This window comes from Xanthomonas campestris pv. badrii (assembly GCF_012848175.1).
Lineage (GTDB): Bacteria > Pseudomonadota > Gammaproteobacteria > Xanthomonadales > Xanthomonadaceae > Xanthomonas > Xanthomonas campestris_C.
In genome coordinates, this window is the sequence record NZ_CP051651.1 from 640846 (window position 1) to 654221 (window position 13376).

At 67.1% G+C, this 13376-nt stretch carries 10 protein-coding genes; 6 read left to right on the top strand and 4 right to left on the bottom strand.

Annotated elements, in window-relative coordinates; translation table 11 throughout:
* Positions 1-586: 586 nt before the first annotated feature.
* Entirely contained in the window at positions 587-1798 is a 1212-nt protein-coding gene (metK, locus tag HG421_RS02580; RefSeq protein ID WP_169704942.1) for a methionine adenosyltransferase, read from the bottom strand.
* 419 nt (positions 1799-2217) lie between these two features.
* Between metK and HG421_RS02585 the strand changes: the two genes are divergently transcribed.
* Positions 2218-3324, top strand: a complete 1107-nt coding sequence (locus HG421_RS02585; protein WP_169704944.1) for a metal-dependent hydrolase — start codon at positions 2218-2220, stop codon at positions 3322-3324.
* Between the two features lie 136 nt (positions 3325-3460).
* Here HG421_RS02585 and dusB read toward each other — a convergent pair whose 3' ends face one another.
* The 3 genes from dusB to HG421_RS02600 form a co-directional block, all read right to left on the bottom strand.
* On the bottom strand, positions 3461-4459 hold the full coding sequence (gene dusB, locus HG421_RS02590; RefSeq protein WP_169704946.1) for a tRNA dihydrouridine synthase DusB: 999 nt from the start codon (positions 4457-4459) through the stop codon (positions 3461-3463).
* Positions 4460-5225: 766 nt separating this feature from the next.
* The gene (locus tag HG421_RS02595; protein WP_169704948.1) at positions 5226-6176 is read right to left on the bottom strand and encodes a ribokinase; all 951 of its coding nucleotides are present in this window, start codon (positions 6174-6176) and stop codon (positions 5226-5228) included.
* Between the two features lie 80 nt (positions 6177-6256).
* Positions 6257-7555: a NupC/NupG family nucleoside CNT transporter gene (locus HG421_RS02600; protein WP_169708069.1), complete on the bottom strand. Its 1299-nt coding sequence runs from the start codon at positions 7553-7555 to the stop codon at positions 6257-6259.
* A gap of 172 nt (positions 7556-7727) precedes the next feature.
* Between HG421_RS02600 and HG421_RS02605 the strand changes: the two genes are divergently transcribed.
* The 5 genes from HG421_RS02605 (at position 7728) to HG421_RS02625 (ending at position 13282) form a co-directional block, all read left to right on the top strand.
* Positions 7728-8696 (top strand): potassium channel beta subunit family protein, encoded by a 969-nt coding sequence (locus HG421_RS02605; protein WP_169704950.1) that lies wholly within the window; start codon positions 7728-7730, stop codon positions 8694-8696.
* A 215-nt stretch (positions 8697-8911) separates the two neighbouring features.
* Positions 8912-9151, top strand: coding sequence for a hemin uptake protein HemP (hemP, locus tag HG421_RS02610; protein ID WP_211161815.1), 240 nt, complete (start codon positions 8912-8914; stop codon positions 9149-9151).
* A gap of 296 nt (positions 9152-9447) precedes the next feature.
* Positions 9448-11679 carry a TonB-dependent hemoglobin/transferrin/lactoferrin family receptor gene (locus HG421_RS02615; protein ID WP_169704954.1) on the top strand — a complete coding sequence of 744 codons (2232 nt, stop codon included), beginning with the start codon at positions 9448-9450 and terminating at the stop codon, positions 11677-11679.
* A 5-nt stretch (positions 11680-11684) separates the two neighbouring features.
* Entirely contained in the window at positions 11685-12326 is a 642-nt protein-coding gene (locus tag HG421_RS02620) for a Hemin transport protein (RefSeq protein WP_169704956.1), read from the top strand.
* Positions 12327-12355: 29 nt separating this feature from the next.
* Positions 12356-13282: a DUF6607 family protein gene (locus HG421_RS02625; protein WP_169704958.1), complete on the top strand. Its 927-nt coding sequence runs from the start codon at positions 12356-12358 to the stop codon at positions 13280-13282.
* The last annotated feature ends 94 nt before the right edge of the window (positions 13283-13376 follow it).

Consider the following 13376-nt stretch of genomic DNA (forward strand, 5'->3'; position numbering starts at 1 on the left):
AGGTGCCCCGCAGGGGCGGATGAGGGGACGCGCGCAGCCAGGAGCGATTCGGCAGGTGAGTGGCTTGGCCCGTACCCTCACCGCAACCCCTCGCCCGCAGGAGAGGGGCTTGAGCAGCGGTTGGCGTCGTTGTCCCTTCTCCCGCAGGGCGGGAGAAGGTGCCCCGTAGGGGCGGATGAGGGTAGGTGCGCAGCCAGGAGCGATTCGGCAGGTGCGTGGCTTGGCCCGTACCCTCACCGCAACCCCTCTCCCGCAGGAGGGCTTGAGCAGCGGTTGGCGTCGTTGTCCCTTCTCCCGCACGGCGGGAGAAGGTGCCCCGCAGGGGCGGATGAGGGGACGCGCGCAGCCAGGAGCGATTCGGCAGGTGCGTGGCTTGGTCCGTACCCTCACCGCAACCCCTCTCCCGCGGCGAGAGGGGCTCTATGTCGTCACGCCCATCCGTGTGCGGGTCCGCCGTCAGCCGGAGCCTTCGCAACCTGTCACTTCCTGGTGTTGGGCAACCCACCGACAGACCCCGAAACGAAACCGGGCCGCATCAGCGGCCCGGTCGGTGTGCATCGCGCTCGCTCCTGCAGGAGCGGCGTGCTTACTTCAGCTTTGCATCGGCGCGCAGGGCGTCGGCGCGGTCGGTCTTTTCCCACGAGAACGAGGTGGCGGAATGCTGCGCGCCGGCACCGTCGGTGTAGGTGAAGTCCTTCGGCTTGCGGCCGAAGTGACCGTAGGACGCGGTCTGCTGGTACATCGGGTGGATCAGGTCGAGCATCTGGATGATGCCGAACGGACGCAGGTCGAAGTGCTTGCGGATCAGCTTCTCGATCTGCTCGTCGGCGATCTTGCCGGTGCCGAAGGTGGTGACCGAAATCGAGGTCGGCTCGGCCACGCCGATGGCGTAGGAGACCTGCACTTCGCAACGGTCGGCCAGACCCGCAGCCACCACGTTCTTGGCAACGTAACGTGCAGCATAGGCTGCCGAACGGTCGACCTTGGACGGATCCTTGCCCGAGAACGCGCCGCCGCCATGACGGGCCCAGCCGCCGTAGGTGTCGACGATGATCTTGCGACCGGTCAGGCCGCAATCGCCCACCGGGCCGCCGATCACGAACTTGCCGGTCGGGTTGATGTGGAACTTGGTGCCCTTGTGCAGCCACTTGGCCGGCAGCACCGGCTTGAGGATTTCCTCGCGCACCGCTTCGATCAGGTCCTTCTGCTTGACGCCCGGATCGTGCTGGGTCGACAGCACCACTGCGTCGATCGCAGTCGCCACGCCGTCTTCATAGCGCAGGGTGACCTGCGACTTGGCATCCGGGCGCAGCCAGGACAGTGCCGAGTTCTTCTTCTTGCGGATCTTGGCCTGCTGCTCGACCAGGCGGTGCGACAGGTGGATCGCCGCCGGCATGTAGCTGTCGGTCTCGTTGGTGGCATAGCCGAACATCAGGCCCTGGTCGCCAGCGCCCTGTTCTTCGGGCTTCTTGCGGTCCACGCCCTGGTTGATGTCCGGCGACTGCTTGCCGATCAGGTTGAGCACGCCGCAGGTCTCGCCGTCGAAGCCGACGTCGGAGCTGTTGTAGCCGATGTCCAGGATCACCTTGCGGGTCAGCGCTTCCAGGTCGATCCAGGCGCTGGTGGTCACTTCGCCGGCCACGATCGCCACGCCGGTCTTGACCATCGTCTCGCACGCCACACGGGCGCGCTTGTCCTGGGCCAGGATGGCATCCAGGACGGCGTCGGAAATCTGGTCGGCAATCTTGTCCGGATGGCCTTCGGAGACCGATTCGGAGGTGAACAGGTAGCTGGACATCAGGCTTATATCCCTTGATTCGGATGAAAAGATGGGTGCGGATGATACACGCCCACGGTGACCGTTGCATTGTGCGCCTGAACGCGGCGGCGTGGGGGTCAAGACGCCATGGATGCAGGCAGCGCATACCGCCCTGGCATGCTGTGGGCCGGAGCCGGTGCATGGAGGGCTCCACACTGGCAGGTGGAACGACCGCGGCCGTCGCGCTGCGCTGTCGGCCGGCCGCTGCCTAGGGTCGCGCTGACGCCATCGCGCAGTCGCGCGCCTTTGCCGGTGTCCCTGGCAGCGCGCAGCTCGCAAGGACTCGGCATCCCTTGTACCCCGTCCATGCAGCACGCATGCATGCGCAGCTGTGTGCCAACTTGAAAGCGCACCACCTTGGTCCGATGGATGTGTGTCCAGCCTGCTAGCATCGGGCGATGGATTCCCTGACCCAGATCGTTCTTGGCGGCGCCATCGCTGCCGCCATCGCGCCGCCCGGACAGCGGCGTGCCGCCTTGCTCGCCGGCGCGGCACTGGGCACCTTGCCCGACCTCGATTCACTGGCCTTGCTGCCATTGACCGACGACCCGGTCACCCTGATGACGGTGCACCGCAGCGTCAGCCATTCGCTGTTCGTGTTGCCACTGCTGGGCTGGCTGATCTGGTGGCTGTTCCGCCGTTACGGCAATGGACGCGTGGCCAGCGCGCCCACGCGCTGGTTCTGGGCGATCCAGCTGGCGCTGATCACCCACCCGCTGCTGGACGCGTTCACCGTCTACGGCACCCAGCTGTGGTGGCCGCTGCAACCGCACCCGACCATGTGGTCCAGCGTCTTCATCATCGACCCGGCCTATACGCTGTGGCTGCTGCTGGCCTGCGCCATCGCCTGGTTCGCGCGCGCGCGCCCGCTGGCGCAGCGCGTGCTGGTGATCGGCCTGGTGGCCAGCTCCGCGTATCTGGGCTGGTCGCTGATCGCCAAGCATCTGGTCGATCGGCAGGCCGATCGCGCCCTGGCCGCCATGGGGCTGGCCCACGCGCCGCGTTTCTCGGTGCCGATGCCCTTCAATACGCTGCTCTGGCGCGTGGTGGCGATGACGCCCAGCGGCTATGTCATCGGCGAGCGCTCGCTGGTGGCCGATAGCGGCCCGATGCAGTTCCGCGGGTTTTCCAGCAACACCCAGGCGCTGGGCGAGGTGGCCGGGTTCGACTCGGTGCGCCGGCTGACCTGGTTCAATCGCGGCTTCATGCGCGCGCGGCTGGTGGACGACGACCTGATGCTCAGCGACCTGCGCATGGGCCTGGAGCCGGACTACAACTTCAACTTCGTGGTCGCCCACCGCGACGGCGGTGACTGGCAGCCGATCGTGCCGCGGCAGGTCCAGGCGGCCTACCGCGCCCCGGTGGCCCGCGACCAGATCTGGGCGGTGCTGGCGCAGATGTGGCACCGCATCTGGAACGCGCCCAGCGGCAAGGCGCTGACCGGCGATCTGGAACACGACAGCGCACCGGCAAGCGCACCAGCGTCGGCCTCGGCGCCTCGGTAGACGGTGGCGCGCGGCTGTACGAAGGAATGAGGAGACCACCGCATCCGGGTCGTGTCGTAGCTGCGCCAGTTCGCCGCGCATGCCGTCCCCCGGTGTCGGCGTTGACCGCCTGCGGCAACTGGCCGACGCGAAAAACTCAGGCGACGTTCGGCAGAGCTGGCGGCACGCCGGCGATCAAGGCGTCGAAGTAATCGCGGGTCAGTGCCAGCTGTGCCTCTGGCGTGTCGGCGCGGTTGACCACCGCGCGGAAGTCAGCGCTTTGCGGATGATCCTTGGCGTACCAGCCCAGGTGCTTGCGTGCGATGCGCACGCCCTGTGGCTGTCCGTAGAACGCATGCAGCGCTTCCAGGTGGCCGAGCAAGGTGTCGCGCACGAAGGCCAGCGACGGCGGCGGCAACGCCTCGCCGGTGGCCAGGTAATGCGCCACCTCGCCGAAGATCCATGGCCGCCCCTGCGCGGCACGGCCGATCATCACCGCATCCACGCCGGTGGCGCGCAGCACCTGCGCGGCCTTGTGCGGCGAATCGATATCGCCGTTGGCGATCACCGGAATCTGCAGCGCGGCCTTGATCTGCGCAATCGTCGTGTATTCGGCGGTGCCGGTGTAATGCTGGTCGCGGGTGCGCCCATGCACCGCCAGCGCGGCGATGCCGCAGTCCTGCGCAATGCGTGCAATCACCGGGCCATTGCGGTGGTCGCAATCCCAGCCGGTGCGGATCTTCAAGGTCACCGGGACTTCCACCGCCTGCACCACCGCACGCAGGATGCGCGCCACCAGCGCTTCATCACGCATCAGCGCCGAGCCGGCCCAGGCATTGCACACCTTCTTGGCCGGGCAGCCCATGTTGATGTCGATCAGTTGCGCGCCGTGGTCGACGTTGTAGCGTGCCGCCTCGGCCAGCTGCTGCGGCTCGGTGCCGGCGATCTGCACGCTGATCGGGTCCGGCTCGCCGGCGTGGTCCATGCGGTGCAGCGACTTGCGCGTGCCCCAGAAGCGCGGATCGGAAATGGTCATCTCCGACACCGCCAGCCCGGCGCCCAGCCGCTTGCACAGCAGCCGGAACGGCTTGTCGGTGACGCCCGCCATCGGGGCGAGGATCACCTTGGGGGCGATGCTGTAAGGGCCGATCTGCATGCGGGCATTGTAGCTGGGGTCGGGAATCGGGAATCGGGAATCGGGAATCGGGAGTCGGGAGTCGGGAATCGGGAATCGGGAATCGGGAATCGGGAATCGGGAATCGGGAGTCGGGAGTCGGGAATCGGGAGTCGGGAGTCGGGAGTCGGGAGTCGGGAGTCGGGAGTCGGGAATCGGGAATCGGGAGTCGGAAGAGCGTTTCCGGCCTTCGGTGCTGCGCGATGGCTGTGCGGGGCGCGCGACTGGATAGGGCGGGGGCGGCGGTGAATATGTTGGCTGACCGTACCCTCACTCACCCCAACCCCCGCTCTGCGCCCCGGCCCGCGCCAGCGGCGCGGGCGCTCCAAGGCATGCGCGCCAGTGGTGCGCAAGCTGCGCCTTCTCGCCCGTGCGGCGAGAGGCTGCTATTCCTCCTTCGCCGGGGGAGAGCAGCGTCTATTCCTTCTCCGCCTCGGGGTGGGAGAGCCGCGTCTATTCCTTCTCCCGTCGGGAGAAGGTGGCGCGTCAGCGCCGGATGAGGGTACGGGCGCCCGGCGCTGCATCACGCCTCGCTTCCTGCATCGCGCTTCGTTCCTGTACCCCAACGCGTTTCGATAAAGGAACACGAAGCTCCGGCGGCAGCAGAGCTCGCAACGTCCGTCGGCAGGCAGGTTCCACTATGCCGCCCGCGGCGCAAACAGGCTCCAACGTGCAGACCAAGGCCCTGAATGACAGAAAGCGACCGCATCGCTACGCTCGCCTTCGTTGGTCGCTCGACGCGTGCGACTTACACAGCCACGTCTGGCAGCAGCCGCGGCATGGAGTTGGCAGCGCCTTCCACTTCGGTGGAGCGCGCCGCGTAGCGGGTGGCAAAGCGTACGTGGGTGATGAAGCTTGCGCCGGGCGACTGCGCCAGCGAGGCCACCAGTGCGCCGTTGAAGGCATCGCCGGCGCCGGTGGTGTCCACCGTCTGCGCGCTTTCGGCGCCCACCCGGTAATGCGCCGCGGTGTCGCCGCGCAGTTGCTCGTCGGCATGCGAGATGAAGGCGCCCACCGCGCCCAGCGTCACCACCACGGTGCCGCCTGGCAGCAATTTGCGGCACAGCGAGTGCAGCGTGTTGCCGTCCAGCGCGGCCACATCGTCGGCATTGATGCGCTCGCCGACATGGCGTCCGAGCAGTGCGGCGAACTCGGTCTCGTTCGGGGTCAGCACGTCCGACAGCTTGAGCAGGCCGATGGAGGTCGGCGCGTTGGCGGGCGCAGCGTTGAGCACGGTCAGCACGCCGCATTCGTGCGCCAGCGCGAGCGCTGCTTCGACGGTCTCTGCCGGCGATTCCAGCTGTGCCAGCAGCACCTGTGCCGATGCCACCAGCGGGCGCTGGTTTTCAACGAAACCCGCACTCAGCACCGAATTGGCGCCGGCACCGATCACGATGGTGTTGCGCCCGTGGCCGTCGACGTAGATGCCGCCGGTGCCGGTGGGCTCGTTGCTCGGTTCGGCGATCAGCGCAAAGCCGTCATGGGCGGCCAGCGAACGCGCCAGCGCGCCGCCGGCATCGTCGCCCAGCGCGCACAGGAAATGCGTCCTGGCACCGGCACGCGCCACCGCCTGGTTGAAGCCCTTGCCACCCGGGCCGGTGCTGTAGCGGCCGGCGATGGTGGCACCCGGCGCCGGCAGCACGTCGCACCGCCACACGTGATCGACATTGAAAGACCCGACAACGACGACCGAACTCATAAATACCTGCTTGCTTGAATGACTTGAATGTAACGCGGTGCCTGGCGATTAGACCGTGACACCGATGAACCCGCGCCGCCTCAGCCGAAGTGCGACAGCACGCCGGCAATGGTAGCGGTCATGAAGGTGGCGATCGAACCGCCCAGCACCGCCCGCAGGCCGAACTTGGCCAGATCGTGACGACGTTCAGGTGCCAGCCCGCCGATGCCGCCGATCTGGATCGCAATCGAGCTGAAGTTGGCAAAGCCGCACAGGGCATAGGTGGCAATCAGGCGGCCTTCTTCGCTCAGGCTCACGCCGGCAACCTGGCCCTTCACGATCTGCGACAGTTCGGTGTAGGCGACGAATTCGTTGATCACCACCTTCTGACCGATCAGCGAGCCGACCGTGGTCGCGTCCGCCCACGGCGTGCCGATCACCCAGGCCACCGGGGCCAGCAGGTAGCCGAAGATCGTGGACAGGTTGGTCGGCCGGCCCAGCGCCGCCGCCGCACCGGTCACCTCGCCCAGCCAGGTCAGCGGTGCATTGATCAGCGCGATCAGCGCGATGAAGGCCAGCAGCATCGCGCCGATGTTCAGCGCCAGGCGCAGGCCGTCGCCGGCACCGGCCGCGGCTGCATCGATGATGTTGCTGGTGGTCTTTTCCACTTCCATCTTGACCGTGCCGCGGGTCAGCGGCGTGCCGGTTTCCGGCACCAGCAGCTTGGCGACCACCAGGGTGGCCGGCGCCGCCATGATGCTGGCGGCGAGCAGGTGCTTGGCGTAGAACGCCTGTTGCGCGGGGTCGCTGCCGCCGAGCATGCCGACGTAGGCGGCCAGCACGCCGCCGGCGATATGCGCCATGCCGCCGATCATCATCGTCAGCAATTCGGATTGGGTCATCTTGGGGATATACGGGCGCACCGTCAGTGGCGCCTCGGTCTGGCCGATGAACACGCTGGCGCAGACGCTGGTGGTTTCCGCCCCCGACACGCGCATCACCTTGGTGATCGCCCAGGCCATCGCACGCACCACCAGCTGCATCACCCCCAGGTGGTAGAGCACGCCCATCAGCGCCGAGAAGAAGATGATGGTGGGCAGCACCTGGAACGCGAAGATGAAGCCGTAGCTTTCGATGTTCATCAGGTTGCCGAAAATGAAGGTGGAGCCCTCATTGACGAAGCTCAGTACCTTCACGAAGCCCTTGCCCAGCGAGTCGAACACGTCGCGCCCGCCCGGCACCAGCAGCACCAGCGCGGCGAACGAGATCTGCAGCAACAGGCCGGTGCCGACCAGCTTCCAGTCGACTGCGCGGCGGTTGGTCGAAAACAGCCAGGTGATGCCGATGAGCACCGCCAGACCGAACAGGCCGAAACCGATCCTTCCCAAACCTTCGACCATTCCAATCCCCGAGGCTGCTGACGGCAAAACGAGAAGCCTAGAGCAGGGGGTGTCAGCGGGCAAGGCGAGCGGCATTCAGACCACCGCCACTGGCGCGCGCCAGCGCCCCGGCCGCTAAACTGCGCAATCCCCGGTCCGGGGCAGGTGTCCCGGAGGGTTGTAGGAGTTCGCCATGCGTTACCGTCGTCTGGGTTCCACCGGGCTGCAGCTGTCGGCCGTGTCGTTCGGGGCCTGGGTCACCTTTGGCAAGCAGATCGGCCGCAGCGAGGCGCGCAACCTGATCGCCGCGGCCTGGGACAACGGCATCAACTTCTTCGACAACGCCGAGGTCTATGCGCGCGGCCGGGCCGAGGAGGTCATGGGCGATGTGATCGCCGACCTGCGCCTGCCGCGCGACGGCTACTGCGTGTCCAGCAAGGTGTTCTTCGGTGCGGTGGACAGCCCGCGCCCGACCCAGCGCGGGCTCTCGCGCAAGCATGTCACCGATGCCTGCCATGCCGCGCTCAGGCGGCTGCGCGTGGAGTATCTGGATCTGTATTTCTGCCACCGGCCCGACCCTGATACGCCGATCCAGGAAACCGTGCGCGCCATGGACGCGCTGATCCGGCAGGGCAAGGTGCTGTACTGGGGCACGTCGGAATGGAGCGCCGACCAAGTGCGCACGGCGATCGCCATCGCCGGACAGGAGCATCTGCATGCGCCGTCGATGGAGCAGCCGCAATACAACCTGCTGCACCGCCAGCGGCTGGAACACGAGTATGCGCCGCTGTGCGAGGCCGGGCTGGGCACCACCATCTGGTCGCCGCTGGCCTCTGGGCTGTTGACCGGCAAGTACAACGCAGGGGTGGCCGCCGACAGCCGGCTGGGCCAGCCCGACAACGCCTGGCTGCAGGACGACGTGCTGGGCACGCCGGAATCCCGCCGTCTTGAACGCGCCCGCGCGTTCTGTGCAGTGGCCGCCGAGCTGGGCCACGCGCCGGCGCCGCTGGCGATCGCCTGGTGCCTGCGCAATCCGCACGTGTCCTCGGTGATCCTGGGCGCAAGCCGGGTGGCGCAGCTGGAACAAAACCTGGCCGCGCTCGCGGTGCTGGACCAGGTGGATGCAGCCGGCTGGGCGCAGGTGGAAGCGGCGACACGCTGAGCGGGCAGGGGCCGTCAGGGATCGGCGTCGGCGTACCAGTCCTGCGCACGGCGGCTGGATAGGAGGGCTGCCGGTTGGTGCTAGCGGAGTGAGTCGGCCGCCGCGATCGACGTTCCGGCACATCGCGTATCGATCGATGGGATCGATCAAAGAGCGCCAGGTGATCCAAAAATTCCGCCGCGCAAATGAGAATGGCTCTTGATCATTAAATGAGAATGGTTATTATTTGTCTGGCCAACCGACTGGAGATCCAGATCATGACCGCTCATCCCGTGCTGCTTCGCTCCGAACCGGTCAACCTGCGCGACCGCGCCGTACCCCGCGTGGTACCTGCCGAAGACCTCATCACCAGCGAGGCCTTGCTCAAGGGGCGTCGCGAAGTGCTGATCCAGCATGGCGATCGCGTCTATCGCCTGCGCCACACCAGCAACGACAAGCTCATCCTGACCAAGTAAGTCGCGTCCCCCACGTCATCCCAGCGAAGGGAACCGCTGCGCCCCGCTCAATCGGGCGCAGACGCCGCCACGGCAAGCCGCCGGCATCGCCTTGATGCGATGTCGGCGTGCGATGCCCGCTGCCGGCAGGGTTCCGCAGCCATTGCACTTGCACCATCGGCGCCGCTCTGCAGGGGCGCCGGCTGTTCGCCGCGGGCGTTGCCGCCGCCGTCCGCCACCCACCTCTCCACCCTCGGTTGCCGTGCGCGGCCGGTTGGCTGTGCGCGCTGCCGGGGGTCTTCCACAAAGGTTGCTTGATGATTCGCCTGCATCCGCTGGTGGTCGCGCTGTCGCTCGCGCTACCCGCCGCCCCGTTGTGCGCCCACGCCGCAGAATCCGATGCCGACGGCGACGCCGCGCGGGAAGTGCACGACTTCGACCGTCTGCAGGTCACCGCCACGCGGACCCAGCGCGCGCTGGTGGATGTGCCGGCCACGGTGGATGTGATCGACCGCGAACAACTGGACAACCAGCTGGTGCGCGAGCTCAAGGACCTGTTCCGCTACACGCCGGGGGTGTCGGTGACCAGCACCAGCGGACGCTTCACCGGCACCAACGGCATCCGCATCCGCGGCCTGGATGGCAATCGCGTGGCAATCCTGGTGGACAACGTGCCGGTGTCGGACACCTTCGCGTTCGGCAGCTACCTCAATGCCAATCGCAACTTCGTCGACCTGGAAACGCTCAAGCGCGTGGAAGTGGTGCGCGGGCCGGCCAGTTCCTTGTACGGCTCCGATGCCCTGGGCGGTGTGGTGGCCTTCGTCACCAAGGATCCGGCCGATTATCTGCGCGAGGACAAGCGCAGCTACGTCGGCCTGAAGTTCGGCTACGAAGGAGACTGGAATGGCCTGTTCGCCGGCGCCACCGGCGCGTTTGGCGGCGAGCGCTGGAGCGGCATGGTGGCGGTGGCGCATCGCCAGGGCCAGGAAACGCAGAACCAGGGCGACAACCGCAGCCGCGATGCCACCCGCACCGCCGCCAACCCGCAGACCGTGGACGGCCGCAGCGTGCTGACCAAACTGGTCTATGCGCCGAGCGCGCAGCAGCGCTTCAAGCTCACCGTGGAAGGCAACGAGGACTACGGCAGCATCGAGGCCTTGAGCAGTATCGATACGCGCTCGCCGACACCGTCGCTGCGGGTGTTGTCGCAGCAGGGGCGCGATCATCAGACCCGTGCGCGGGTCTCGTTGCGGCACGAGCTGGATGCGCTGGACGCCGCGCTTGCCGACGACCTGCAATGGCTGCTGTATCGCCAGGACAGCGAAAGCCTGCAGCGCACCAACGAGCTGCGCGGCAACGCGACCCGCCGCCACAACGAACACAGCTTCGACCAGCGCGTGTACGGGCTGCTGGTCAATGCGCACAAGGTCATCGCCACCGATGCGCTGCAGCACGACATCACCTATGGGCTGGACGCTACCTGGACCGACACCCGCGCCAAGCGCGACGGCTATTCGCTGACGCTTGCCAACGGCGCGATCAGCAACCGGGTCGGCCAGGATGTGTTTCCCGTGCGCGATTTCCCCAAGAGCGAAACCACCAAGCTCGGCCTGTACGCGCAGGACGAGATCGGCCTGCTGGATGGAAGGCTGTCGCTGACGCCGGGCGTGCGCGTGGATTATTTCCGCCTGTCGCCGCAGATGGACGATATCTTCCGCGAAGACAATCCGGGCGTGGCGGTGGCAACCATCGACCAGACCCAGGTCTCGCCCAAGTTCGGTGCGGTGTGGCGCTTTTCCGATACCTGGTCGGCCTACGCCAATTACGCGCATGGCTTCCGCGCCCCGCCTTACAACGACGTCAATATCGGCTTCACCAATCTGCAGTCGCGCTACACCGCCATCGCCAACCCCGATCTGAAAGCGGAAACCAGCCGCGGTGGCGAAGTGGGGCTGCGCTTCAACGATGCGGTGGGGTATCTCGGCCTGGCCGTGTACTACACCGATTACCGCAACTTCATCGAGTCGAACGCGCCGGCCGGTACCAACGCCGATGGCTTCCTGGTGTTCCAGTCGCGCAATGTCGACGATGTGGTGATCAAGGGCGCCGAAGCGCGCGGCGGGCTCGATCTGGGCGTGCTGGCCGGCTGGCAGGGCTGGTCGTTGAACAGCGCGGTGGCGTATTCGGAAGGCGACAACCGCACCGACAACACGCCGCTCAACTCGGTGGATCCGCTGCGCGGCACGCTGGGCCTGGCCTTCGACGGCACGCAGTGGGGCGCCGAACTGATCGGCACCTTCGTCGCGCGCAAGCGTCGCCCGCAGCTGGACAGTTATTACACGCCGGCCGGCTACGCCACGCTGGACCTGATGGGGCATTGGGAGTTCGCGCCCGGCGCCAAGCTCACCGCCGGCATCTTCAACCTGGCCGACCGGCGTTATGTGGACTGGAATACGTTGCCCAACGGCACGCTTGCCAGCAGCACCGTGGTCGATCGCTTCACCGCAGCCGGGCGCACCGCCTCGGTCAGCCTGGCCGTGAGCTGGTAGCGGCCATGCCCATCGTCCGCCCGCTGCCATCGTCGTCGACCGCGCGTGCCACCGGCCGCACGCTGCCACGCCCGTCGCAGCTGGCGGCCTTGGGCACGGTGCTCTGCATGTATCGCCCCGCACTCGGTCACGAACTCGATGGATGGCAGCATGCGGTCGAGGCAGCAGCCTGCCGCCAGCTCGATAGCGACGGTGTGCGCGAGGGCATCTGGTTCTTCGATGCCGAAGGACATTGCTGCTGGCGGCTCTACCTGTTGCCCGACAGCGATTTTCTGGACTGGGATCGGCTGGTGTCGCGGTTGCCGCCGTTGTCGATGGACGCCCAGGCAACCGGTCCGGGCATGGGCCTGGGTGAGCGCCTGTGGCGTCGCCTGGCCGGACGCATGCGTGGCGAAACCTGGCGACTGAGCGCGCTGCGCCTGAGCGCCGGTAGTTATCGCGCGCCGCCGCTGGCGGCCAGCCTGACCACCGTCTCAGCGCTGGGTGCGGTGGTGGCCGCGCGAGTGGCGCACGATGAAGGCATCGAGGCGCAGGTGGCGGTGGATGATTGCTGCTGCGCGCGTGCCGCGGCGCTGCGATCCGGCCCGATCACCGCCGGCAGCGACCCGACCGCCATGACCTCTGCCTTGTTGCGGCTACGCCGCTGATGTTCCCGATACCACAAACGAGAGTTCCAATGAGCCGATTGTTGCCACGCTGTATCGCCATCACCCTGGGCCTGTTGCCCCTGGCCGACGCCGCCGCCGATCCCGAACGGGATCGCCAGAGCATCCTGGCGATGCAGGGCGAATACGCGGTGGACTTCGCCTTCGACGAAACCGTGCTGCTCAAGCCCGGCTACGAGCGCGCCTCGGCGATGCGCAGTGGCGCCAACGAGGTGGTCATCGTGGTGGAGGATTCGCCACGCAAGCTGGTGTTGCAGCATCTGCTGGTCGACGAAAAGACCAGGCATGTGACCAAGCACTGGCGGCAGGACTGGGTGTACGAAGCACCGCAGCGTTTCGAATTCACCGCCGACCAGACCTGGCAGGTGCGTGCGCTGCCGGCATCGGCCACGCAGGGCGCATGGACGCAATGCGTCTTCGAGGTCAGCGATGCGCCGCGCTATTGCGGCACCGGCCGCTGGGACTACGCCGATGGCCATCCCACCTGGAGCAGCGATCCGAGCTGGCGCCCCCTGCCGCGCCGTGAGTACACCAAGCGCAGCGACTACAACGCGCTATCGGTGATCAACCGGCACACGCTCACGCCCAGCGGCTGGACGCACGAGCAGTTCAATACCAAGGTGCTGCGCAAGCCCGACGGCAGCCAGGAGCCCATCGCGCGCGAATTCGGGTTCAATGATTACCGCAAGACCACCGAGCTGGACTTTGCCCCCGCCTATGCGTACTGGAAGGGCACGCAGGGGTATTGGGCCAAGGTACGCGCACGCTGGGCCAGATTCCTGGACACCCCGCCTGGCCTGCATCTGAAGACCAAGCCCGACGGCATGGCGATGATCATGCCGATGTTCCAACAGGCCGAACGCGTGCAGCAGGGCAAGCGGGTCAAGGACGCGCAGATCGATGCGGTGTTTGCGCAGTGGGTGGAACCAGCGAACTAGCCAGCCACCTGCCGCAGCAGCGCACCCGGGCGCGAACGGCCTTGCCGGTGACGCCCGATCGAGCCCGGGTGCGCTGCTGCACGCAAGGCGGTCG